The following is a 23,900-nucleotide window of genomic DNA, read 5'->3' as shown; positions in this document are numbered from 1 at the left end:
AGATAAATGGCACGTTACATTGGTCCAAAATGCAAACTGTCTCGTCGTGAAGGCACCGATCTGTTCCTGAAGAGCGGCGTTCGCGCTCTGGAATCGAAGTGCAACATCGAAGCAGCCCCAGGTATCCACGGCCAGCGCCGTGGCCGTCAGTCCGACTACGGTACCCAGCTGCGCGAGAAACAAAAAGTACGTCGCATCTATGGCGTTCTCGAGCGTCAGTTCAGTGGTTACTACAAGGAAGCAGCCGCCAAGAAGGGTGCTACCGGTGAGAACCTGCTGCAACTGCTCGAATGCCGTCTGGATAACGTCGTTTATCGTATGGGCTTTGGCGCTACTCGTGCCGAATCCCGTCAGCTGGTTTCGCACAAAGCGATCAGCATCAACGGCAAGACTGTAAACATTCCGTCCTACCAAGTTCGTCCGGGTGACGTGGTCGCAGTTCGCGAGAAATCGCTGAACCAGCTGCGCATTGTTCAAGCCCTTGAACTGTGCGCCCAGCGTGGCCGCGTTGAGTGGGTAGATGTGGATGCTGCCAAGAAGTCGGGCGTTTTCAAGAACGTTCCAGCTCGCAGTGACCTGTCCGCCGACATCAACGAAAGCCTGATTGTCGAGCTCTACTCCAAGTAAGGGCTAGAAAATAGGTGCATCCATGCAGATTTCGGTAAATGAGTTCCTGACGCCCCGCCACATTGATGTGCAGGTCGTCAGTCCAACCCGCGCTAAAATCACGCTCGAGCCTCTCGAGCGTGGCTTTGGCCATACCCTGGGCAACGCGCTGCGCCGCATCCTGTTGTCCTCTATGCCTGGCTGTGCAGTAGTCGAGGCCGAGATTGACGGTGTACTCCATGAGTACTCGGCAATCGAAGGTGTACAGGAAGATGTCATTGAAATCCTGTTGAACCTGAAAGGCCTGGCTATCAAACTGCACGGTCGTGACGAAGTTACGCTGACCTTGTCGAAAAAGGGTTCGGGGGTGGTTACCGCTGCCGATATTCAGCTGGATCATGATGTCGAGATCGTTAACCCCGATCACGTAATCGCTAACCTGGCGTCTAACGGCGCCCTGAACATGAAGCTCACCGTAGCTCGTGGTCGTGGTTATGAGCCGGCCGATTCGCGTCAGAGCGATGAAGACGAAAGCCGCAGCATTGGTCGCTTGCAGCTTGACTCTTCGTTCAGCCCGGTTCGCCGTATCGCATACGTGGTGGAAAACGCCCGTGTCGAGCAGCGTACCAACCTGGACAAGCTGGTTATTGATCTGGAAACCAACGGTACTCTGGATCCTGAAGAGGCTATCCGTCGTGCTGCAACCATTCTGCAACAGCAGTTGGCTGCGTTCGTCGACCTCAAAGGTGACAGCGAACCAGTGGTAGTCGAACAGGAAGACGAGATCGATCCGATCCTGCTTCGTCCGGTTGACGATCTGGAATTGACCGTGCGTTCGGCCAACTGCCTTAAGGCGGAGAACATTTACTACATCGGCGATCTGATTCAGCGCACCGAAGTAGAACTGTTGAAGACTCCGAACCTGGGCAAGAAGTCCCTGACTGAAATCAAGGACGTTCTGGCCTCCCGTGGTCTGTCCCTCGGCATGCGCCTCGACAACTGGCCGCCTGCAAGTCTTAAGAAAGACGACAAGGCGACTGCCTGATCGTCGTAATCACCGAACGTAGTGTTTGGTAAGGAATGAATCATGCGTCATCGTAAAAGTGGACGTCACCTGAGCCGTACCAGCTCTCACCGCAAGGCTATGTTCCAGAACATGGCGGTGTCGCTGTTCGAGCACGAGCTGATCAAAACTACCCTGCCAAAAGCCAAGGAACTGCGCCGCGTTGCCGAGCCGCTGATCACCCTGGCCAAGGAAGACAGCGTAGCTAACCGTCGTCTGGCTTTCGACCGTACCCGTTCGAAAGAAATCGTCGGTAAGCTGTTCAACGATCTGGGCAAGCGCTATGCCACCCGTCAGGGCGGCTACCTGCGTATCCTCAAGTGCGGCTTCCGCGCTGGCGATAACGCACCAATGGCGTACGTCGAGCTGGTTGATCGTCCTGTCGGTGGCTCGGTAGAAGCTGCTGAATAAGACGTCAGTCTGAAACAAAAAACCGGGCCTAGTGCCCGGTTTTTTGTGTCTACATGTATTGTAATAATCTATTGATATAAGTCAGGTAATAAATTTGTTGCTGTCATAGTTCTGGTCGATACTCACTGCAAGCCGATTAGCCGGCCGTTTGGGACCGATGCATGTCGAGACCGATGCAGTTCAAGACCGATAAGGAGATAGCGCATGAGCCAGACCAAGACACTGACGACCGCCAGCGGCGCACCGGTTGCCGATAACCAGAACTCGCGTTCTGCGGGTCCACGCGGGCCGTTGTTGCTGGATGATTTTCACCTGATTGAAAAGCTTGCCCACTTCAATCGCGAAAACATCCCCGAGCGTCGCGTACACGCGAAAGGTTCGGGTGCCTATGGCACGTTCACTGTGACCCGGGACATTTCCCAGTACAGCTATGCCAAGCTGTTCAGCGCTGTCGGCAAGCAGACCGAAACCTTCCTGCGCTTTTCCACTGTCGGCGGCGAGCGCGGCTCGGCGGATACCGAGCGTGACCCGCGTGGTTTTGCGGTGAAGTTCTATACCGAAGAAGGTAACTGGGACATCGTCGGCAACAACACCCCGGTGTTCTTCATTCGCGACCCGCTGAAATTCCCCGACTTTATCCACACCCAGAAACGTTTGCCGCAAAGCAACCTGAAAAGTGCACAGATGATGTGGGACTTCTGGTCGCACTCGCCGGAGGCGCTGCATCAGGTCACGATTCTGTTCTCTGACCGTGGCATTCCGGACGGCTATCGCCACATGCACGGTTTTGGCAGCCACACTTACAGCTTGATCAATGCCTGCGGTCAGCGCACCTGGGTCAAGTGGCACTTCAAGACCAAGCAGGGCATCAAGAACCTGGCACCTGCCGATGCAGCACGCTTGGCCGGTACTGACCCGGATTATGCCCAGCGCGATCTGTTCGAAGCGATCGAGCGCGGCGACTTCCCGAAATGGGCAGTATGCATCCAGGTAATGAGCGAAGAAGAAGCGGCAAGCCGCGATGAGAACCCGTTCGACGTGACCAAGACCTGGTCGCAAAAGGACTACCCGCTGATTGAGATCGGCGAGCTGGAACTCAACCGCAACCCGCTCAACTACTTCGCCGAAGTCGAGCAGGCCGCGTTCGGGCCGAGCAACATGGTTCCGGGTGTTGGCCTGTCGCCTGACCGCATGCTCCAGGGACGCGTGTTTGCCTATGCAGACGCCCACCGCTACCGCGTTGGTACCAACCATCAGCAATTGCCGGTAAACGCCCCACGTAGCCCGGTGAACAGCTACCAGCGCGATGGCAGCATGGCGTTTGGCAGTAACGGTGGTGCGACGCCGAACTACGAGCCGAACAGCTACGGTAATGCGCCCAAACAGGCACCGCAGTTCGCCGAGCCGGCACTGGAGCTCAACGGTGTGGCGGATCGTTACGATCATCGCGAAGACACCGATTACTACAGCCACGCCGGTGCGCTGTTCCGCTTGATGAACGCTGAGCAGAAAGCCCTGCTGATCAGCAACATTGCCGGCGCCATGACCGCGGTCTCGGCGGATGTTGTGCAGCGTCAGTTGCAGCACTTCTTTAAGGCCGATCCGGCCTATGGAGAAGGTATTGCCAAGGCTTTGGGCATAAATCTCGCCTAAGTCGAAGTGATAAGAAGAACCGCCCTCATTTGGGCGGTTTTTCAATGAATATCACTACTGTTTACCCGCTTTTTTGCACTTTTTTGCCCAATTCCAAGTGACCTCTCGATGATCCTGGTTCAAACTATGACTTTCACACAGGGAGAGGCAGGGCGATGCAAGGTCACCCGGACGTAATCGATTATCTCAACACGTTGCTGACGGGCGAACTGGCGGCACGCGATCAGTATTTCATCCATTCGCGCATGTACGAAGACTGGGGCTTGAGCAAGCTCTACGAGCGCATCAACCACGAGATGGAAGAAGAGACCCAGCACGCCGATGCCCTGATGCGTCGTATCCTCATGCTTGAAGGTACACCGCGCATGCGTCCTGATGATCTGGACGTCGGCACCACCGTACCGGAAATGATCGCCGCTGACCTGCGCCTGGAATACAAGGTGCGCGCAGCACTGTGTAAAGGCATCGAGCTGTGCGAGTTGCACAAGGACTATATCAGCCGCGATATCCTGCGCTTGCAGCTGGCCGACACGGAAGAAGATCACACCTACTGGCTGGAGAAGCAGCAGGGGCTGATCAAGTCCATTGGCCTGGAAAACTACCTCCAGTCGCAGATGTAATCTGCCTGCTGTTAAAAAGCCCCTGTCATGCGAATGACAGGGGCTTTTTCATGGGCGTCAGGCCCGGTCGCGTTCCAGCAGCGGCTTGAGGTAGTAGCCGGTGTGGGACTGTTTCATCTCGGCCACTTCCTCCGGTGTGCCGAAGCCAATGATCTGGCCGCCCTTGGAACCCCCCTCGGGGCCGAGGTCGACAATCCAGTCGGCCGTCTTGATCACGTCCAGGTTGTGTTCGATCACCACCACCGTGTTGCCGTGGTCGCGCAGGCGGTGCAGTACATCGAGCAATTGCTGGATGTCGGCAAAGTGCAAGCCTGTCGTCGGTTCGTCGAGGATGTACAGGGTCTTGCCGGTATCGCGCTTGGACAGCTCACGGGACAGCTTCACCCGCTGCGCTTCACCGCCGGAGAGGGTGGTCGCCGACTGTCCCAGCTTGATGTAAGACAGACCGACATCCATCAGGGTTTGCAGCTTGCGCGCCAAGGCGGGCACCGCGTCGAAGAACTCCCGGGCTTCCTCGATGGTCATCTCCAGGACTTCGTGGATGTTCTTGCCTTTGTATTTGATTTCCAGGGTCTCGCGGTTGTAGCGCTTGCTCTTGCAGACATCGCAGGGCACGTAGATGTCCGGCAGAAAGTGCATTTCGACCTTGATCAGGCCGTCGCCCTGGCACGCTTCGCAGCGGCCGCCTTTGACGTTGAACGAAAAACGCCCCGGCCCATAACCACGCGAGCGTGACTCGGGCACCCCGGAAAACAGTTCGCGGATCGGGGTGAACAACCCGGTGTAGGTCGCCGGGTTCGAACGCGGCGTACGACCGATCGGGCTCTGGTCGATGTCCACCACTTTGTCCAGGTGCTGCAGGCCATCACAACTGTCGTGTGCCGCCGCCTCAAGCGTGCTGGCACCGTTGAGGGCGGTGGCGCTCAGCGGGAACAGCGTGTTGTTGATCAGCGTCGATTTGCCTGAGCCAGAAACCCCGGTGACACAGGTCAGCAGGCCGATCGGGATTTCCAGGTCGACGTTCTGCAGGTTGTTGCCGCGCGCGCCTTTGAGCTTGATCGACAGCTTCTTGTTGCGCGGTGTGCGTTTGGCCGGCACTGCGATCTTGACCCGACCCGACAGGTACTTGCCGGTCAATGAGTCGGGATGTGCCATCACTTCTGCGGGGGTGCCTTCGGCAACGATCTGGCCGCCGTGCACACCGGCACCGGGGCCGATGTCGACGACATAGTCGGCCAGACGGATCGCATCCTCGTCGTGCTCGACCACGATGACCGTGTTGCCGATATCACGCAGGTGGTTGAGGGTGCCCAGCAGGCGGTCGTTGTCGCGCTGGTGCAGGCCGATGGACGGTTCATCGAGGATGTACATCACCCCGACCAGGCCGGCGCCGATCTGGCTGGCCAGGCGAATGCGCTGGGCTTCACCACCGGACAGGGTGTCGGCACTGCGGTCGAGGGTGAGGTAGTCGAGGCCGACGTTGACCAGAAACTGCAGGCGTTCACAGATTTCCTTGAGGATCTTGTCGGCGATTTCACCGCGACGGCCAGTCAGCTTGAGGCCACCGAAGTAGTCGCTGGCATCGCCGATGGGCAGGTTGGTGACGGCCGGCAGGGTCTTCTCACCGACCCAGACGTGACGCGCTTCGCGACGCAAGCGCGTGCCGCGGCAATCCGGGCAGGGCTGGGTGCTGAGGAACTTGGCCAGCTCTTCACGCACGGTCGCCGACTCGGTCTCGCGGTAGCGGCGCTCAAGGTTTGGCACGATCCCTTCGAACGGGTGCGAACGTTTGACGATGTCGCCGCGGTCGTTGAGGTACTTGAAGTCGACGTTTTGTTTGCCGCTGCCATTGAGGATGACTTTCTGCTGGTCGGCCGGCAGTTCGCCAAAGGGCACTTCCAGGCTGAAGTCATAGTGCGCGGCCAGTGAGCCGAGCATCTGGAAGTAATAGACGTTGCGCCGGTCCCAACCGCGGATCGCGCCTTCGGCCAGGGTCAGTTCGCTGTTGACTAGGCGCTTGATGTCGAAGAACTGCTTGACCCCCAGGCCGTCGCAGGTCGGGCAGGCGCCCGCCGGGTTGTTGAACGAAAACAGCTTGGGCTCAAGCTCACTGATGGCATGTCCGCAGATCGGGCAGGCGAAGCGGGCCGAGAAGATCATCTCCTCGAATGGCTCGTCGTCCATCGAGGCCACCAGGGCAATGCCGTCGGCCAGTTTCAGCGCGGTCTCGAACGACTCGGCCAGACGCTGCTGCAGGTCCTCGCGGACTTTGAAACGGTCCACGACGACTTCGATGGTGTGCTTTTTCTGCTTGTCGAGCTTGGGTAGCTCATCAAGCTCGAACAACTTTCCGTTGACCCGGGCGCGGACGAAGCCTTGCGCGCGCAGTTCTTCAAACACCGCCAGGTGCTCGCCCTTGCGTTCGCGGATCACCGGGGCCAGCAACATCAGCTTGCTGCCTTCGGGCTGGGCCAGCACCAGATCGACCATCTGACTGACAGTCTGGGCTTCCAGCGGGATGTCGTGATCCGGGCAGCGTGGAGTCCCCACACGGGCGTAGAGCAGGCGCAGGTAGTCGTAGATCTCGGTAATGGTGCCGACGGTCGAGCGCGGGTTGTGCGAGGTCGACTTCTGCTCGATGGAGATGGCGGGTGACAGCCCCTCGATCGTGTCGACATCAGGCTTTTCCATCATCGACAGAAATTGCCGCGCGTAGGCAGACAGCGATTCGACGTAGCGCCGCTGTCCTTCGGCATACAGCGTATCGAAGGCCAGCGACGACTTGCCGGAACCGGACAGGCCGGTGATAACGATCAGCTTGTCCCGGGGGAGCGTCAGGTCGATGTTCTTCAGGTTGTGGGTCCGTGCCCCACGAATCAGGATCTTGTCCACTGCGGCCTCGCTTGGCGGGCTTAAACGGTTGAGTATACGGCTCCCTGCCAGTACGCGGCAAAGCGTCACGTAGATGCCGTTACGCGATGGGACTGGTAGAATCGCCGCCGGTTCACACGAGGTTTATCCATGCACGATACCCACAGCGAACGCATGAGTGGCAGCGAAACCCGCGCCGCAGGCGGCCTGGCCCTGGTATTTGCCTTCCGCATGCTGGGCATGTTCATGGTCCTGCCGGTACTGGCCACCTATGGCATGGACCTGGCTGGCGCCACCCCCGCGTTGATTGGCCTGGCCATTGGAGCCTACGGCCTGACCCAGGCATTCCTGCAAATCCCGTTCGGGGTCATTTCCGATCGCATTGGCCGGCGCCCGGTGATTTACCTGGGCCTGGTCATCTTTGCCCTTGGCAGTGTGCTGGCGGCTCAAGCCGATTCGATCTGGGGCGTGATTGCCGGTCGTGTCCTGCAGGGCGCCGGGGCGATTTCTGCCGCCGTGATGGCGCTGCTCTCGGACCTGACCCGCGAGCAACACCGGACCAAGGCCATGGCCATGATCGGCATGAGCATCGGTTTGTCGTTTGCCGTTGCCATGGTCGTGGGGCCGTTGCTGACTCGTGCCTTTGGCTTGTCGGGGCTGTTCCTGGCTACCGCGGCCATGGCCCTGGTCGGTATCGCCCTGATCGCGTTTGTGGTGCCGGCGTCGCATGGCGCGTTGCAGCACCGTGAATCCGGTGTGGCCAAGCAGGCCTTGGGGCCGACCTTGCGCCATCCTGATCTGCTGCGACTGGATGTAGGTATTTTCGTCCTGCATGCAATCCTGATGGCCAGCTTCGTTGCCTTGCCGCTGGCGTTCGTCGAGCGTGGCGGCCTGCCTAAAGAAGAGCACTGGTGGGTCTACCTGACAGCGCTGCTGATCTCATTTTTTGCAATGATCCCGTTCATTATCTATGGCGAAAAAAAGCGCAAGATGAAACGTGTCCTGCTGGGCGCGGTCAGTGTGTTGATGCTTACCGAACTGTTCTTCTGGCTGTCGGCTGACAACTTGCACGAACTGGTGATCGGCACCGTGATATTCTTTACGGCATTCAACCTGCTGGAGGCATCGCTGCCTTCGCTGGTGAGCAAGGTGTCGCCTGCCGGTGGCAAAGGGACGGCCATGGGGGTGTATTCCACCAGCCAGTTCCTGGGCGCCGCGCTGGGAGGAATTCTCGGCGGCTGGTTGTTCCAGCACGGCGGTCTGAGCACGGTGTTCCTGGGCTGTGCAGCCTTGTGTGCCGTGTGGTGGATCGTTGCCTTGAGCATGCGTGAGCCGCCGTACGTGACCAGCCTGCGCATGCCGTTGTCGGCCGAAGCGGTCCGTGAGGCTGGACTGACCGAGCGGTTGTTGGCCGTTCCGGGTGTGACCGACGCAGTGGTGGTGGCCGATGAAGCCGCCATCTATATCAAACTTGATACACAAATTTTGGATCGTACGACTCTGGAACGCCTGGTAAACCCGGCCTCCGCAGCGTGCGAAGCCTAGGAGAACGTTATGGCCCGTGGGGTTAACAAAGTCATTCTGGTCGGCACTTGCGGTCAGGATCCCGAAGTCCGCTACCTGCCCAACGGTAACGCCGTGACCAACCTGAGCCTGGCTACCAGCGAGCAGTGGACCGACAAGCAGACCGGCCAGAAGGTCGAGCGCACTGAGTGGCACCGCGTTTCGATGTTCGGCAAGGTTGCCGAGATCGCCGGCGAGTACCTGCGCAAAGGTTCGCAGGTCTACATCGAGGGCAAGCTGCAGACCCGCGAGTGGGAAAAAGACGGCATCAAGCGCTACACCACTGAAATCATCGTCGACATGCAGGGCACCATGCAGCTGCTGGGCGGCCGTCCGCAGAACCAGGAAGGCGGCAACCAGTACAACCAGGGTGGCAACCAGGGCGGCAACTACAACCAGGCGCCACGCCAGCAAGCACCGCGTCCGCAGCAGTCGGCACCGCAACAGCGTCCTGCTCCTCAGCAAGCCGCTCCGCAGCCGGCTCCGGATTTCGACAGCTTTGATGACGATATTCCGTTCTGATCAGCTGCCTGAGTCGGTTGTCCCAAGAACCCGTGGCCTTGTGTCACGGGTTTTTTGTTTATGTGTTGTAGTTAGTTGGTAGCGCGCTTGCGAACTGATTGCGCTATGCGGAAAAGTTTATATTTTGCGTGGGAAGTTTCTGAAGCTATTTGATCTGACTTTATTTGATGTCGTCACTGCGTAGTATTCACTTTTTCAAAGGAGTGGATCATGCAAGTCGGCACTGAAGAAAATCCGAAAATTATAATAGCGTTGAAGTCCGCAGCAGAAGACTGCCATGTTGTCGGGTTTACCGATAAATATGCGGCATATCTCGAAGGGCAGGACGCAGGTGCTGTTCCTTTCGGACGTCTACTGCTATTTACCGGCTTTTCAGTAAGTGTGGTTGGGCTTGCAACGCTCATTTTCGGGCCATCCATCATCTATTATGACAGGCAGTCAGGTCCAACCGTGCTGGAGTATATCCAGATGTACCCGGGCCCTATTACAACGGTAGGTGGTGTTTTTTGTGCACTGGGGGGGAATTTAATTTCGAAGGGGCCCATGACTCGCGAAGCCTTCCTGCAGGCCAACTACAGCTTCATAGGGTACGATGGGCGTGACGTCAGCAGTGAAGTTGATATTCGCCATTTGGCTGATGACAACTTCAATGTGTCGATAAAGCCATAGCGGATTTAACTACTTTTAAATAGCCGTGCCCAATACAAAAATCCTGGCACTGGTATTGCCAGGATTTTTGTATTGGGGGATGGTCGGTTACTGATTCAACCGGTCAATCGCCACTTGGGCAAATGCCGCATCCAGCTCCGGCGTTGCGCCGCTGATGCCAATGCCGCCGATATGCACACCGCTCTTGCTCATGATGGGCAACCCACCTTCCAGCAGCAGAAAACCCGGAATCGCGGCGTAAGGGTTACTTGCAAACCCGGCACTGCGTTCGGCCAGCGCTTTGGTTGAGACCGGAAAATAAGCGGAGGTCGACGCCTTGAGTCGGGACACCTCGATACTGCCGGCGCTGGTGTTGTCCATGCGATGCATGTGTTTGAGGTTGCCATGGTTATCGACAATGCTTACTACGATCGAAAACCCTTTTTCCTGGGCGGCCTGTGCTGCAGCATCGGCCATGGTTTGCGCCATGTGCGATGTAATCGCAGCAGGGGAGGCCAAGGCGGGGCAGGTGAGCATCAACGGCCCAATCAGGGCGATAAGCGCAGCCAGGTGACGTGCTGTTTTCATGGCGTGTCGCACTCCTTGAGTACGGCGTGCCAACGTAGCAAGGGGCCTCTCGATGATGGAGTAGGCTTATTCCTCAATAACAGTCATCCCTTTCTGATCGCCTTCACGCAATCTCCTGAAGTCACTTGTTATCTTCTTCAAGCTCCGCCAGAAAGCGATGTGCATTGGCGACATAACTCACTGCGTTGGCGCGTATGCCTGCTTGCTGCTGTTCACTGAGCGTACGCACGACCTTGGCAGGCGAGCCTACTACCAAAGACCCGTCCGGGATGACCATCTTTTCAGTAACAAGCGCCTTGGCGCCAATCAGGCAGTTCGCACCGACCTGGGCGCCGTTGAGGACAACCGCCTGAATGCCAATCAAGCTGCCATCACCAATTACACATCCATGAAGCATTGCTTGATGACCAATGGTGACATCGTTCCCCACGGTCAATGGAAATCCCTCATCCGTGTGCAGAATGGCACCGTCCTGGACATTGGAGCCTTCACCAATCGTGATCAGTTCGTTGTCGCCACGAATGACCGCACCGAACCAGACACTGGCATTCTTCTCCAGGCGCACCCGGCCTATCACGGTGGCGGTGGGTGCTACCCAGCTCTGCGGATGAGCATCAACGCTGAGGTCTCCCAAACGATATTTCATAAGGCATTACTTCCCTTTGGCGGTGTGGAGGAATGTTGTTCCTGAGTGATATGTGATCACGGATTTTGATCTTTGCACAAGACTTAATTAAGCAGAGGATACCGATTGATCGCTTGCCTCAGTCTGTGATCACAGATGCCATTTTGTTGTATGCCGGGGCGGTTGAATCTGCTTATAATCCTGTCCATGAACCTATCGACACTCGTAACACCCATGGTCCGCCAGACCCTCAGTGCGGACGTTTACGCCCAGCTGCGCGACCTGCTGATCAGCGGACGCGTGATGCCAGGGGAAAAACTTTCACTCAGGTCCATCGCGGATGCGCTGGGCGTCAGCGTCATGCCGGTTCGAGAGGCGGTACACCGGCTGGTTGCCGAGCAGGCGCTGGAAATGTCGGCGAACCGCTTCATTCGCGTGCCTGTGCTGACCGTCAGCCAGTTCCGGGAAATCACCAGTATCCGCTTGAATCTGGAAGGGCAGGCGGCGGCACGCGCTGCGGAACTGGTTGGCGCCAAGGCGTTGCGGGAGATCGAGGGTATTCACGACGCCTCTTGCCGCGAGTTTGCCAAGAGCACGCCTGATGAGTCCCGACTCATTGCACTGAATAAAGAATTGCATTTCGCAATCTACAATCAGGCGCAGATGCCTATCCTGCTGCAGATCGTCGAGTCGTTGTGGTTAAGAATCGGGCCTATTCTCAATTATGACCTGCGATCCGGCACTGAACGGGTGGTTCAGCGGGTGCAAGCCAGCCACCACGCGGCGATGGTCGAAGCGTTAAAGAATCGAGACCCTGTTGCTGCTTGTCAGTCACTGCAGAACGACATTACCAGTGCGGCTGATTTCATCCTGAATACGGGTGCACTGATCGTGGCCGATTCAGTCAAGCCTGTCGAAACTGATTAGTTCTTACGGCAACAAAAAAGAGGCGATCTGGTAAACAGATCGCCTCTTTTTTTGCTTGTTACTTACATCTGGGCACCGATCATCCAGGGCACTGTTTCTTCGTTGCCTACGCCCAACGCCTCACTTTTGGATTGTTCTCCAGACGCCACGCGAATGAACATGTCGAAGATTTCTTTTCCCTTCGACTCAAGCGTGGCATCGCCATCCATGACGTCCCCGCAATTGATGTCCATGTCGTCCTTCATCCGTGTGTACATCCTGGTGTTGGTGGCAAGCTTGATCGACGGAGCAGGCTTGGCGCCAAAGCACGAGCCTCGGCCGGTGGTGAACGCTACCAGGTTGGCGCCGCTGGCGATCTGGCCTGTAGCACCCATCGGGTCATAGCCAGGTGCATCCATGAACACCAGGCCGCGGGCGGTAATGGGCTCGGCGTAACGGTACACCCCCATGAGTGCCGAGGAGCCGCTCTTGGCAACTGCGCCCAGCGACTTTTCCAGAATGGTCGTCAGGCCGCCCGCCTTGTTGCCCGGTGTGGGGTTGTTATCGATGCTGCCTTTTTCGCGGTCTGCGTAGCTTTCCCACCATTTGATCAGGTCGACGATACCTTGGCCGACCTCACGGGTTGCCGCGCGCCGTGTCAGCAGGTGTTCGGCGCCGTAGATCTCGGGCGTCTCGCTGAGGATGGCCGTCCCGCCCTGGGCTACGAGCAAGTCGACAGCCACACCGAGTGCGGGGTTGGCGGTGATTCCCGAGTACCCATCTGAACCGCCGCACTGCAGCGCGACGGTCAGGTGTTTGGCCGATACCGGTTCGCGCCGGCACGCATTGGCAACCGGCAGCATGGATTCCACTGCGGCAATGGCTGCATCTGCGGCATTGCGGGTTCCGCCAACGTCCTGAATCACCACAGGGGCGATAAGTGTGCCGGTTTCGATGCCCTGGGCCATGAACAGCGCATCCATCTGGTTGGCTTCACACCCCAGGCCGATGACCACCACGCCCGCAAAGTTGGCGTGCTTGATGAACCCGCCAAGCGTTCGCCGCAGCTGATTCACCCCCTCGCCGTTGTGCTCGATGCAGCACCCAAAGCTGTGGGTGATCGGCACTACGCCATCCACGTTCGGGTAGGCCTCAAGTGCACCGCTGCGTGAGAAATGTTCGACGACCATCTTGGTCACCGTGGCGGAGCAGTTCACGGTGCTCACCACACCAATGTAATTGCGGGTAGCCACCCGACCGTCGGTGCGGACGAAGCCTTGAAAGGTAACGGGAGAGACGGCAGGGGAGGCGATCCGGGCATCCTCACCGAAGGCGTAGTCCCTCTCGAACGTCGCCATTTCCAGGTTGTGCGTGTGCACATAGTCGCCGGGCACAATGGCTTGCGTCGCAAACCCGATGATTTGCCCGTAGCGCAAAACAGGGTCGCCTGAGTTCACGTATGCAAGCGCGATCTTGTGCGCCGCCGGTACATCGGCGCGCACCACGATGGGGTCATTGCCGAACTCGGTGACCACGTCGCCTTGAGAGACAGGCGCGCGTGCGATCGCGACGTTATCGTTGGGGTGCAGTTTCAGTGCCAGAGAAGTGCTGTTCATTTTGTCCTCGAGTTTTCAGCAATGCACGGTGTGGCATGGGGCAATACGATGTTGTCCCGAGTGGGCGTGATTGTTTCGTGCGCCTGACGCAACCGCAGGCTCAGGAAGGCTGCCAGGGTCAGAAGAGCGGCAACGATGATGAGCCCGTTTTTGGTGCTTCCCGTTGTTTGCTCGACGAAGCCCAGCAAGGAAGGGCCGAAGAAACCACCGGTGATGCCGAACGTGTTTACCAGCGCAAGCCCGGCCGCCATACCGGCACCCGCCAGACGTGAACTGGCGAAGAGGAATATCACCGGCTGAACTACAAAAAACATCGAGGCCGTCAGCGTAAAGCCGATAAGGGCAACCAAGGGTGAGGTAAACGCGGCGAGGGTCAACCCGGCCGACATGAGCAGCAGGCCGGAAAACATTATGTTGCGGGATAACTTCGGCGTTGTTGCGTATTTGGGCAGGAACGCGGCGCCCAGTGCCGCAGCCACCCAGGGAATTGAGTTGAGCAGCCCGATTTGCACAGAGGTCAAACCGCCGTAGGTGCCGATAATGCCGGGCAAAAAGAAGATGACCGAGTAAACGCTGATCTGATGCAGAAAGTACACAACGATGGCCAGCCACAGTTGCGGGATTTTAATGACGCCCTTGAACGAGTGACCCACGTTGCCGGAAGCAACTTCCTCGTCATGTTCTTTCTTGAGGTTCTGCTCTACCTCACGGGCTTGCTCCTTTGACAGCCAGCGTGCAGTGGATGGCCCATCTGGAAGCTTGCGCCAGATGACGATAGAGAAGAGCACAGCAGGAATGCCTTCCAGAAAGAACAGCCATTGCCAGCCGTGCCAGCCGAGGATTCCGTCCATCTCCAGCAACAGCCCGCCAATCGGGCCGCTGATGATGTTTGCCAGGCAAACTCCGATGAGGAAATAGCCGCTTGCCCGGGCCCTTTGCTCACGGCCAAACCAATAGGTCAGATAGAGCATTACCCCAGGGAACAGCCCCGCTTCGGCGGCCCCGAGCAGGGCGCGGGCGATGTAGAACGAGGTTTCGTCGGTAATGAAGGCCATACCGGCGGACAGTAACCCCCAGGTGATCATGATCCGGGTTATCCACAGGCGGGCGCCGACGCGGTGCATGATCAGGTTGCTGGGTACTTCCATCAGCGCATAGGTGAGGAAAAAAAGCCCGGCACCGAACCCGTAGGCGGCCGCGGAGATGCCCAGGTCGACGGCCATGTGGGTTTTGGCAAGTGAGATGTTGGTTCTGTCCAGAAAGCTGATGACGTAAGCAAACACCAACATCGGCATTAGTTTGCGAAACATCAAAGCGTTCAGCGTCGGTCCCTGTTGTGTTTTTGTGTGGGGCGTAGCGAACATGGCTCAGGTTCTCCTCATGAGGATAGAGTTCCAGGACGCTGCTGTGCAGCGCCCTGTTGTGAGCGGTATATCCTCTGGATAGTTTTAAGGGGGTTAGCCCCCGTGCTTAGAAATTAACGTTATCGCCACCTTTGAGTTTGAGGATTTCCCGGGCGTCATCGGGTGTCGCCACCTCAAGGGAAAGTCCTTCAATAATCTTGCGCATGCGCAGCACCTGATCCGCGTTGGTTTTTGCCAACTGGCCGGGTCCATCCCACAGTGAGTCTTCAAGCCCGACACGAACGTGTCCGCCCAACGTGGCCGATTGCGCGCCGATGCTCATTTGTTGCTTGCCTGCTGGCAGTACCGACCATTGATAGTCGTCGCCGAACAGCCGGTCTGCTGTGCGTCGCATATGCAGGACATCTTCGGGGTGACCGCCGATACCGCCGAGAATGCCGAATACCGACTGGATCAGAAATGGCGGTTTGATCAGCCCACGATCAATGAAGTGGGCAGCCGTGTAGAGGTGCCCGATGTCATAGCATTCGATCTCGAAGCGCGTGCCGTTTTCGCTGCATGACTCAAGAATGTGGGCGATGTCGGTAAAGGTGTTTTTGAAAATACGGTCATGGCTGCCAGCGAGGTACGGTTCTTCCCAGTCGTGTTTGAACTCCTTGAACCGGTTGAGCATTGGGTAAAGGCCCATGTTCATCGTGCCCATGTTCAATGAGGCCACTTCCGGTTTGAACTGGTGTGCCGGGCGAAGCCGATCCTCCAGCGCCATGGTCGGTGCTCCACCTGTCGTCAGGTTGATCACCACATCGCTTGCCTCCTTGATCGCAGGAAGAAACTGTTTGAACAGTTCAGGATCTTGCGAGGGGCTGCCATCAATCGGGTTGCGCGCATGCAGGTGGACGATCGACGCGCCAGCCTCAGCGGCACCAATTGCGGCTTCGGCAATCTGGCCAGGGGTTACCGGCAGGTAGCGGGACATCGAAGGGGTGTGGATGGCGCCGGTAACGGCGCAGGTAATGATGACTTTACGGGTCATGGTGATCTCCTGTGGCTTTTATTCTGGTGTTCAGGATGAAGTAGGCAGGTCAGGCATTTGGCGCCTGGCGCTTATGGGCAGCCAGGGCCATCAGGCGTCGGTCACGCCATGCGGAACGCGCTGCAATTGCTTCGAGCTCAAGGTGTTGTCGACGCTCGGCATGCACGCGGGCAACAGCGGGTTCCGACCAGTCAAATGCAGTCTCGGAACCGATCGTTTCGCGATTTTGCTGACCGTAGCGTTTGGCATAGTCGGACACGCCAGCAGGGGCATTGAGGTCGATCGTTTCGAAGGGGCCCATGAACGACCAGCGTAGGGCGAGCCCGTCTTTGAGTACCCGATCGATGTCCTCCGCGCTCGCCAAGCCATCCTCATGCAATTTGAAGCACTCATTGAGGACTGCGGCCTGAACGCGATTGAGCAGAAAGCCGTGGATCTCCCGGGATAACACGACAGGGCTCTGTCCGGCTGCGCTGTAGATGTCGTGCGCTCGAACCGTGACCTCGGGGTCTGTCCATGGCGCAGGGCACAGCTCTACCAACGGAATCAGGTAAGGCGGATTGGTAGGGTGAGCGACGATGCAGCGCCCACGCCCTGGAAGGCCCTCGGTGAACTGGGAGGCGGGCAGCCACGACGTCGAGCTGGCCAGGATCGCGCTCTTGGGGGCCAGCGCGTCCATTCGGGTAAAAATGTCGATTTTTGCCTCGACCGTTTCCCGAACGTTTTCCTGTACGAGCACCACGTCACGCAATGCGTCTGCCAGATCGGGTACGCAGGTAATACGCTCAAGCACGGTGAGCGGGGCGTCATTGAGAAGGTCGAAGGCGGCCAGTTCATCGAGTCGCGCCTCGATGTAGGCATGGCTGTTGTGCAGGGTCTGCAGGTCCATGTCGTGCAGGCGCACCGGATGACCGGCACGAGCAAAAACGATCGCCCAGGCTCTGCCGATCAGGCCTGCACCAACGATCGCAACGGGGCCGCGCTCAGTTGCAGAGACAGTCGTACTTCGCATGATGTTCTCCAGGTTTCTTCTTGTGGTTATTGGCCGTTGCGCTTATGGCTCGGGCTGTCCTGTTGATGTGCAAGACGGCTCACCAGCAGGGCAGATGGCAAGCCATCTGGCGCTGGCGCTGAACCTGATCAGAGATACTCGACATTGCCGTCGATGCTGATCGCCTGGCCTGTCACGTTGCGAGCGGCAGGCGAGCAGAGAAACAAGGCCATCGCTGCCACGTCTTCTGGGGGCGTCATTCGGTGCAGGGAGATCTTCTTCAGCGTCTGTTGGAGCATCTCAGCCTCGGAGATGCCCAATTGCTTCGCGCGATCATGGATAACCCGATCTTGCCGAGGGCCTTCGATAATCCCTGGAAGCAGGGCGTTGACTCGAATGTCCCGGTCGCCCAGCTCGGCGGCCAGTGACTTCATCAGTCCGACAATCGCCCATTTGGTCGCGGCATAAGGGGTACGCCAGGCGTAACCCAGGCGACCGGCGACGGAGGAGATGTGAATGATGTGGGCATGTTCTGAATCAGCCAGCAGCGGGATCGCGTGATGGGCGAAGCGGTACTGCGCATTGAGGTTGATGTCTATGGTTTGCTCCCACTGCGCCTCACTGATGCTTTCTATCCCGGCCGTCGGCCCTGCGATGCCGGCATTGTTTAGCAGAACATCCAGGCCGTTCGCCCACTCTCGTTGCAGGTCAAAGACACGCTTGACGTCGGCAGGGTTGGAAACATCGGCTTGCGTTGCCAGCGCTGCTGGATAGCGCTCACGAAAGGCGGCGACAGCTTGTTCGCTGACATCACACACATGCACGCGCGCTCCGGTCTCCAGATAGGCGGCAGCGATCACCTCGCCGATACCTGCAGCGCCGCCGGAAATCAAAACCTTCAAGCCGGAATAAGGGGTAAGGCGTTCTACAACGTTCATGGCGGTTAATCCTGTCTTGTTTTTGTGCTGGATTCCTTTTTAGTGATATGTGATCACAGATCGCTTGTCAAGACAGAATGCAGCGCGTGCTCGGCAAGCTCATCGGCTCACCGAAGGTCCGCATTCATCGTGTTTTCGGAAATCTTGACTACAGTATCAACTGGTGACTGCTGCAAACGTCACCGCCGTGATCGTTCAAGAGACGCCGGCAACGTCCCGCGCGTCCACCACCTGATCAGGAGTGCACGATGGATCTCAACCGTCGGCAGTTCTTCAAGGTCGCCGCAATCGGCCTTGGAGGTTCGAGCCTGGCGGCGTTGGGCATGGCCCCGACGCCAGCCTTCGCCGAGCAGGTGCGTCACTTCAAGCTGGCGCATACCAAAGAAACCCGCAACACCTGCCCTTATTGCTCCGTCGGCTGTGGCTTGATCATGTACAGCCAGGGTGATGCGGCCAAGAACGTTGCGCAGAACATCATCCATATCGAAGGCGACGCCGATCACCCGGTGAACCGCGGCACGTTGTGCCCCAAAGGCGCCGGCCTGCTCGACTTTATCCACAGCCCCAACCGCCTGCAGTACCCGCAGGTGCGCAAGCCGGGCAGCAAAGAGTGGACGCGTATCTCCTGGGATGAGGCGCTGGACCGGGTGGCTGACCTGATGAAGGCCGACCGCGATGCCAACTTCATCGAGAAAAACGCTCAGGGCCAGACGGTCAATCGCTGGCTGAGTGTGGGCTTCCTGGCCGCTTCGGCGTCCTCGAACGAAGCCGGATACATGACCCACAAGGTCATCCGCAGTCTTGGCATGCTGGGGTTTGATAACCAGGCACGTGTCTGACATGGCCCGACGGTGGCAAGTCTTGCCCCGACGTACGGCCGTGGAGCCATGACCAACCACTGGACCGATATCGCCAACGCGAATCTGATCCTGGTGATGGGTGGCAACGCTGCAGAAGCCCACCCTTGTGGCTTCAAATGGGTGACCGAGGCCAAGGCCCACAACAAGGCCCGGCTGATCGTGGTCGACCCGCGTTTTACCCGAACCGCTTCGGTGGCCGACTATTACGCGCCGATTCGTACCGGTACGGATATCGCGTTCATGGGCGGGCTGATCAATTACCTGCTCAGCAACGACAAGATCCAGCACGAATACGTGCACAACTACACCGACGTGTCGTTCATCGTCAAAGCAGGCTTCACCTTCGAGGATGGACTGTTCAGCGGCTATGACGCGGACAAGCGTAGCTACACCGACAAGTCCGGCTGGAGCTATGAAATCGGTGAAGACGGCTTTGCCAAGGTCGATCCGACCCTGCAAGACCCGCGCTGCGTATTCCAGTTGATGAAGCAGCATTACAGCCGCTACACCCCGGAACTGGCCAGCCAGGTCTGCGGCATGCCGGTGGACAGCATGCGCAAGATCTGGGAAGAGATCGCCACCTGCTCGCAACCGGGCAAGACCATGACGATCCTCTATGCCCTGGGGTGGACCCAGCACTCGATCGGCTCGCAGATCATCCGCAGTGCGGCGATGGTGCAGTTGCTGCTGGGCAACGTCGGCATGCCGGGGGGCGGGGTCAACGCCTTGCGCGGGCACTCCAACATTCAGGGCCTGACCGACCTCGGCTTGCTGTCCAACCTGCTGCCGGGCTACCTGACACTGCCGTCGGATGCCGAGCAGGACTACAACGCCTTCATCGCCAAGCGCGCGTCCAAGCCGCTGCGGCCGGGGCAGTTGTCTTACTGGCAGAACTACGGCAAGTTCCATGTCAGCCTGATGAAGGCCTGGTATGGCGCCAACGCCACGGCCGAGAACAACTGGGGCTACGACTACTTGCCCAAGCTGGATATTCCCGGCTACGACGTGTTGAAGATGTTCGACATGATGGCCAAGGAGCAGGTCAACGGTTACTTCTGCCAGGGCTTCAACCCGATTGCCGCGTTGCCTGACAAGAACCGTGTTACGGCCGCGCTGAGCAAGCTCAAGTGGCTGGTGGTGATGGACCCGCTGGCGACCGAGACCTCGGAGTTCTGGCGCAATGCCGGGCCGTTCAACGATGTCGATTCGGCGAATGTGCAAACCGAAGTGATTCGTCTGCCCACCACCTGTTTTGCCGAGGAAGACGGCTCGCTGGTCAACAGTAGCCGCTGGCTGCAATGGCACTGGAAAGGCGCTGAAGGACCGGGTCAGGCTCGCACCGACGTATGGATCATGAGTGCGTTGTTCCTGCGCCTGCGCGAACGCTACCAGAAGGAAGGCGGGGCCTGGGCCGAGTCGATCCTCAAGCTCAACTGGCCGTATAAAACAGCCCACGAACCGACACCGGAAGAAATCGCCAAGGAGTTCAACGGCTACGCGGTAGCCGATGTCACTGATGCCAGCGGCGCGACGATCAAGGCCGGCCAGCAACTGGGTGCCTTCGCCCAGCTCAAGGACGATGGCAGTACTGCGTCCGGCTGCTGGATCTTCTGTGGCAGCTGGACCGAGCAAGGCAACCAGATGGCCCGGCGCGACAACGCCGACCCGTTCGGCATGAAACAGAACCTGGGCTGGGCCTGGGCCTGGCCTGCGAACCGGCGAATCCTCTACAACCGGGCATCGGCGGACGTGCAGGGTAAACCCTGGTCACCGGAAAAACGTTTGGTGTGGTGGAACGGCAAAGCCTGGGGCGGCACCGATGTGCCCGACTTCAAAGCCGACGTACCACCGGAAGCGGGGATGAACCCGTTCATCATGAACCCTGAGGGCGTGGCGCGTTTCTTTGCCCTGGACAAGATGGCCGAAGGGCCGTTCCCGGAGCATTACGAACCGTTTGAAACGCCGATCGGGGTCAACCCCATGCACCCGAACAACAAGAAGGCGATCAGTAACCCGGCAGGCCGGGTATTCGACTCGGTCTGGGACACCCTGGGGCAAGCCAAGGACTTCCCCTATGCCGCCACCACCTACCGGCTGACCGAGCACTTCCACTTCTGGACCAAGCATTGCCCGATCAACGCGATCACCCAGCCGGAGCAGTTTGTCGAGATCGGTGAAGTGCTGGCCAAGGAGAAGGGCATTGCCGCCGGCGACCGGGTGCGCGTGTCCAGCAAGCGCGGGCATATCGAGGCCGTGGCCGTGGTAACCAAGCGGATTCGGCCGCTGCAGGTCAACAACCAGACCGTGCACCAGATCGGTATCCCGTTGCACTGGGGCTTTACCGGGGTGACCCGGCACGGCTACCTGACCAACACCCTGGTGCCGTTCCTCGGTGACGGCAACACGCAAACGCCGGAATCCAAGTCGTTCCTGGTCAACGTGGAGAAAATCTGATGGCTAGCCAAGACATCATCGCCCGTTCGGCCACCACCACGGCGCCGCCCTCGATCCGCCAGCAGGAGGAAGTGGCCAAGCTGATCGACACGACCAAGTGCATCGGTTGCAAGGCCTGCCAGGTGGCGTGTTCGGAATGGAACGAGTTGCGTGACGAAGTGGGGCACAGCTACGGCACCTACGATAACCCCCATGACCTGGGGGCCGAAACCTGGACCCTGATGCGCTTCACCGAGCATGAGAATGCCGACGGCAATCTGGAGTGGCTGATCCGCAAGGACGGCTGCATGCATTGCGCCGACCCGGGTTGCCTGAAGGCCTGCCCGAGCCCCGGCGCGATCATCAAACACGCCAACGGCATCGTCGACTTCAACCAGGACCACTGCATCGGTTGCGGTTACTGCATCACCGGGTGCCCGTTCAACATTCCGCGGATTTCCCAGAAGGACCACAAAGCCTACAAGTGCACCTTGTGTTCCGATCGTGTCGCGGTGGGGTTGGAGCCCGCCTGTGTGAAGACCTGCCCGACCGGGGCGATCGTGTTCGGCAGCAAGGAAGACATGAAGGAGCATGCCGCCGAACGCATCGTCGACCTCAAGTCGCGCGGCTTCGACAACGCCGGCTTGTATGACCCTGACGGCGTCGGTGGTACCCACGTGATGTACGTACTGCATCATGCCGACCAGCCGAAGCTGTACGCGGGCCTCCCGGACCAGCCGGTGATCAGCCCGCTGGTGGGCCTGTGGAAAGGCGTGAGCAAACCGCTGGCGCTGTTGGCCATGGGCGCCGCCGTGCTCGCGGGCTTCTTCCACTACGTGCGCATTGGCCCGAACCGGGTCGAAGAGGACGAGCACCCGAGTACGCCCGATACCAGTGTGCATGTGGTTGATCCGGCCGTGCATGTGTATGACCCGCACAAACCAGGTGGGCAAGGGGAGGAGCGGCCATGAAAGACAAACCCATCCTGCGCTACAACGCCAACGAGCGCACCAACCACTGGCTGGTGGCGATCCTGTTCATCATGGCCGCCTTGTCGGGGTTGGCGCTGTTTCACCCGGCGCTGTTCTGGCTTAGCCATCTGTTCGGCGGGGGGCCGTGGACGCGCATCTTGCACCCGTTTATGGGTGTGTTGATGTTCGTGTTCTTTTTCTTCCTGGTGCTGCGTTTCTGGCGGGCGAATTTCTTTATCGCCAACGACCGCTTGTGGCTCAAGCGCATCGACCGGGTGATGCGCAACGAAGAGGAGGGTGTGCCGCCCATCGGCAAGTACAACCCAGGGCAGAAGCTGCTGTTCTGGACCCTGTTGCTGTGCATGCTGATTCTGCTGTTGAGCGGCATCGTGATCTGGCGCGCCTGGTTCAGTCAGTACTTTGATATTGGCGCGATCCGCCTGGCGACCTTGCTGCACGCGCTGGCTGCTTTCGTGCTGGTGCTGAGCATCATCGTGCACATCTATGCCGGGATCTGGATCAAGGGCTCGGTCGGCGCCATGCTGCATGGCTGGGTCAGCCGTGCCTGGGCAAAAAAACACCATGAGCTATGGTATCGGGACGTGACACGCGAGGATCCGCCGGACTCGCAGATCAGTAAAAAAGGATGATCACTTGAGCACCATTCTTGAACCTGGGCAGATCGAAGCGGCGGCCAGCACGCCGCCGTTTCTGTATCTGCCGCCCGCTAACCTGTTCGCCTTGCGCGCGGCCCGCCTGGACGCCCTCGCCGAGGGCAATGCCCTGGGGGACTACCTGCGCCTGATCGCCGAACTGTGCCGAATCCAGCAAAGCCTGCTCGACCAGCCACCAGTGGCGGCACCCGCCGAAACCGAGCGCCAGCGTCTGTGCCTGGAGCACGGCTTGCCGCCGCTGGCAGCCGACAGCCTGGTGCGCGAAGGGCAGTGGCTGGCCTATCTCGACGCTTTGCTGGCGCGCGTTGCCAGGCCCCTGAGCGCCGAACTGGAGGCGGCAGTCAGCGCCTTGAGCGCCTCCAGTACCGAGCAACGCAAGCTCTGGGGCATCGCCTTGCTGACCGGGCAGTTCAGCGCGGTGCCGGCAGCGCTGGTACCGTTTCTCGGCGCCGCACTGCAAGCTGCCTGGAGCCACTGGCTGCTGAGCCTGGCCGATACCGGGCTGAAGGCCGGCGACAGCCTGTGTCAGTGCCCGGCATGCGGGTCGCCGCCGATGGCCGGGGTGATCCGTCACCGTGGCAAGTACAACGGCCTGCGGTATCTGGTGTGCTCGCTGTGCGCGTGCGAGTGGCATGTGGTGCGGGTCAAATGCATCTACTGCGAGCAAAGCAAGGGGCTGACCTACTTCAACCTCGAGGACGATCGCCATGCGGCCGGCAAGGCGCCGCTGCGTGCCGAATGCTGTCCGGGGTGCAAAAGCTACCTGAAGCAGATCTACCTGGAGTGCGATGCCGAGGCTGAAGCGCTGTCTGCAGACCTGGCGAGCCTGGCCCTGGACCTGCGCCTGGATCAGGAGGGGTATCAGCGGCTGGCGCCGAATCTGATGCTGGCGCCGGGAGGGGAGTGAGCGCTGCGTCTACACTCAGGTTTTGTACTGTAGCCAT

21 protein-coding genes are annotated in these 23,900 nt (G+C 59.0%); 13 read left to right on the top strand and 8 right to left on the bottom strand.

Annotated elements, in window-relative coordinates:
- The first annotated feature begins 6 nt into the window (after positions 1-6).
- The 5 genes from rpsD to bfr all read left to right on the top strand — a co-directional run bounded on the left by rpsD (position 7) and on the right by bfr (position 4,353).
- Positions 7-627 carry a 30S ribosomal protein S4 gene (rpsD, locus tag DM813_RS09610; protein ID WP_128323182.1) on the top strand — a complete coding sequence of 207 codons (621 nt, stop codon included), beginning with the start codon at positions 7-9 and terminating at the stop codon, positions 625-627.
- 22 nt (positions 628-649) lie between these two features.
- Positions 650-1,651: a DNA-directed RNA polymerase subunit alpha gene (locus DM813_RS09605; protein ID WP_003186012.1), complete on the top strand. Its 1,002-nt coding sequence runs from the start codon at positions 650-652 to the stop codon at positions 1,649-1,651.
- A 42-nt stretch (positions 1,652-1,693) separates the two neighbouring features.
- Positions 1,694-2,080 (top strand): 50S ribosomal protein L17, encoded by a 387-nt coding sequence (rplQ, locus tag DM813_RS09600; RefSeq protein WP_002555463.1) that lies wholly within the window; start codon positions 1,694-1,696, stop codon positions 2,078-2,080.
- A gap of 204 nt (positions 2,081-2,284) precedes the next feature.
- Positions 2,285-3,733, top strand: a complete 1,449-nt coding sequence (locus DM813_RS09595; protein WP_128323181.1) for a catalase — start codon at positions 2,285-2,287, stop codon at positions 3,731-3,733.
- A 155-nt stretch (positions 3,734-3,888) separates the two neighbouring features.
- A complete protein-coding gene (gene bfr, locus DM813_RS09590) occupies positions 3,889-4,353 on the top strand; it encodes a bacterioferritin (RefSeq protein ID WP_128323180.1) in 465 nt (154 codons plus the stop codon).
- A 57-nt stretch (positions 4,354-4,410) separates the two neighbouring features.
- On the opposite strand, the gene uvrA is transcribed toward bfr, so the two are convergent.
- Positions 4,411-7,245: an excinuclease ABC subunit UvrA gene (uvrA, locus tag DM813_RS09585; protein WP_128323179.1), complete on the bottom strand. Its 2,835-nt coding sequence runs from the start codon at positions 7,243-7,245 to the stop codon at positions 4,411-4,413.
- Between the two features lie 129 nt (positions 7,246-7,374).
- Here uvrA and DM813_RS09580 point away from each other — a divergent pair, with 129 nt between their 5' ends.
- From DM813_RS09580 to DM813_RS09570, 3 genes are all read left to right on the top strand, one after another.
- Complete coding sequence (locus DM813_RS09580; protein WP_128323178.1) at positions 7,375-8,769, top strand: MFS transporter; 1,395 nt, start codon at positions 7,375-7,377, stop codon at positions 8,767-8,769.
- Between the two features lie 9 nt (positions 8,770-8,778).
- Positions 8,779-9,309 carry a single-stranded DNA-binding protein gene (locus DM813_RS09575; protein ID WP_128323177.1) on the top strand — a complete coding sequence of 177 codons (531 nt, stop codon included), beginning with the start codon at positions 8,779-8,781 and terminating at the stop codon, positions 9,307-9,309.
- A 210-nt stretch (positions 9,310-9,519) separates the two neighbouring features.
- The gene (locus tag DM813_RS09570; protein ID WP_128323176.1) at positions 9,520-9,978 is read left to right on the top strand and encodes a hypothetical protein; all 459 of its coding nucleotides are present in this window, start codon (positions 9,520-9,522) and stop codon (positions 9,976-9,978) included.
- Positions 9,979-10,065: 87 nt separating this feature from the next.
- Here DM813_RS09570 and DM813_RS09565 read toward each other — a convergent pair whose 3' ends face one another.
- Positions 10,066-10,545, bottom strand: a complete 480-nt coding sequence (locus DM813_RS09565) for a GlcG/HbpS family heme-binding protein (protein WP_241653158.1) — start codon at positions 10,543-10,545, stop codon at positions 10,066-10,068.
- A gap of 121 nt (positions 10,546-10,666) precedes the next feature.
- Positions 10,667-11,191, bottom strand: coding sequence for a gamma carbonic anhydrase family protein (locus tag DM813_RS09560; protein WP_128323175.1), 525 nt, complete (start codon positions 11,189-11,191; stop codon positions 10,667-10,669).
- A gap of 213 nt (positions 11,192-11,404) precedes the next feature.
- Here DM813_RS09560 and DM813_RS09555 point away from each other — a divergent pair, with 213 nt between their 5' ends.
- Positions 11,405-12,097, top strand: a complete 693-nt coding sequence (locus tag DM813_RS09555; RefSeq protein WP_241653157.1) for a GntR family transcriptional regulator — start codon at positions 11,405-11,407, stop codon at positions 12,095-12,097.
- Positions 12,098-12,159: 62 nt separating this feature from the next.
- Here DM813_RS09555 and DM813_RS09550 read toward each other — a convergent pair whose 3' ends face one another.
- The 5 genes from DM813_RS09550 to DM813_RS09530 all read right to left on the bottom strand — a co-directional run bounded on the left by DM813_RS09550 (position 12,160) and on the right by DM813_RS09530 (position 18,018).
- On the bottom strand, positions 12,160-13,692 hold the full coding sequence (locus tag DM813_RS09550) for a UxaA family hydrolase (RefSeq protein WP_128323173.1): 1,533 nt from the start codon (positions 13,690-13,692) through the stop codon (positions 12,160-12,162).
- A complete protein-coding gene (locus DM813_RS09545) occupies positions 13,689-15,056 on the bottom strand; it encodes an MFS transporter (RefSeq protein WP_128323172.1) in 1,368 nt (455 codons plus the stop codon). Before DM813_RS09545 ends, DM813_RS09550 begins: the two co-directional genes overlap by 4 nt.
- A 106-nt stretch (positions 15,057-15,162) precedes the next feature.
- A complete protein-coding gene (locus DM813_RS09540) occupies positions 15,163-16,089 on the bottom strand; it encodes a 3-keto-5-aminohexanoate cleavage protein (RefSeq protein ID WP_128323171.1) in 927 nt (308 codons plus the stop codon).
- 49 nt (positions 16,090-16,138) lie between these two features.
- Entirely contained in the window at positions 16,139-17,101 is a 963-nt protein-coding gene (locus DM813_RS09535; protein WP_128323170.1) for a 3-hydroxyacyl-CoA dehydrogenase, read from the bottom strand.
- 128 nt (positions 17,102-17,229) lie between these two features.
- Positions 17,230-18,018: an SDR family oxidoreductase gene (locus DM813_RS09530; RefSeq protein ID WP_128323169.1), complete on the bottom strand. Its 789-nt coding sequence runs from the start codon at positions 18,016-18,018 to the stop codon at positions 17,230-17,232.
- A 248-nt stretch (positions 18,019-18,266) separates the two neighbouring features.
- Between DM813_RS09530 and fdnG the strand changes: the two genes are divergently transcribed.
- The 4 genes from fdnG to fdhE are packed head-to-tail and all read left to right on the top strand — an operon-like array spanning position 18,267 to position 23,863.
- A complete protein-coding gene (gene fdnG, locus DM813_RS09520; RefSeq protein ID WP_164897223.1) occupies positions 18,267-21,332 on the top strand; it encodes a formate dehydrogenase-N subunit alpha in 3,066 nt (1,021 codons plus the stop codon).
- Positions 21,332-22,282, top strand: coding sequence for a formate dehydrogenase subunit beta (gene fdxH, locus DM813_RS09515; RefSeq protein WP_128323166.1), 951 nt, complete (start codon positions 21,332-21,334; stop codon positions 22,280-22,282). The genes fdnG and fdxH overlap by 1 nt, the downstream gene beginning before the upstream one ends.
- Positions 22,279-22,932, top strand: coding sequence for a formate dehydrogenase subunit gamma (locus tag DM813_RS09510; RefSeq protein WP_128323165.1), 654 nt, complete (start codon positions 22,279-22,281; stop codon positions 22,930-22,932). Before fdxH ends, DM813_RS09510 begins: the two co-directional genes overlap by 4 nt.
- A gap of 4 nt (positions 22,933-22,936) precedes the next feature.
- Positions 22,937-23,863, top strand: a complete 927-nt coding sequence (gene fdhE, locus DM813_RS09505) for a formate dehydrogenase accessory protein FdhE (protein WP_128323164.1) — start codon at positions 22,937-22,939, stop codon at positions 23,861-23,863.
- Positions 23,864-23,900: the final 37 nt, after the last annotated feature.

Source organism: Pseudomonas alkylphenolica, assembly GCF_004025535.1.
In the GTDB taxonomy this organism is placed as follows: Bacteria; Pseudomonadota; Gammaproteobacteria; order Pseudomonadales; family Pseudomonadaceae; genus Aquipseudomonas; species Aquipseudomonas alkylphenolica_A.
This window is presented reverse-complemented; position numbering and strand designations above follow the sequence as displayed.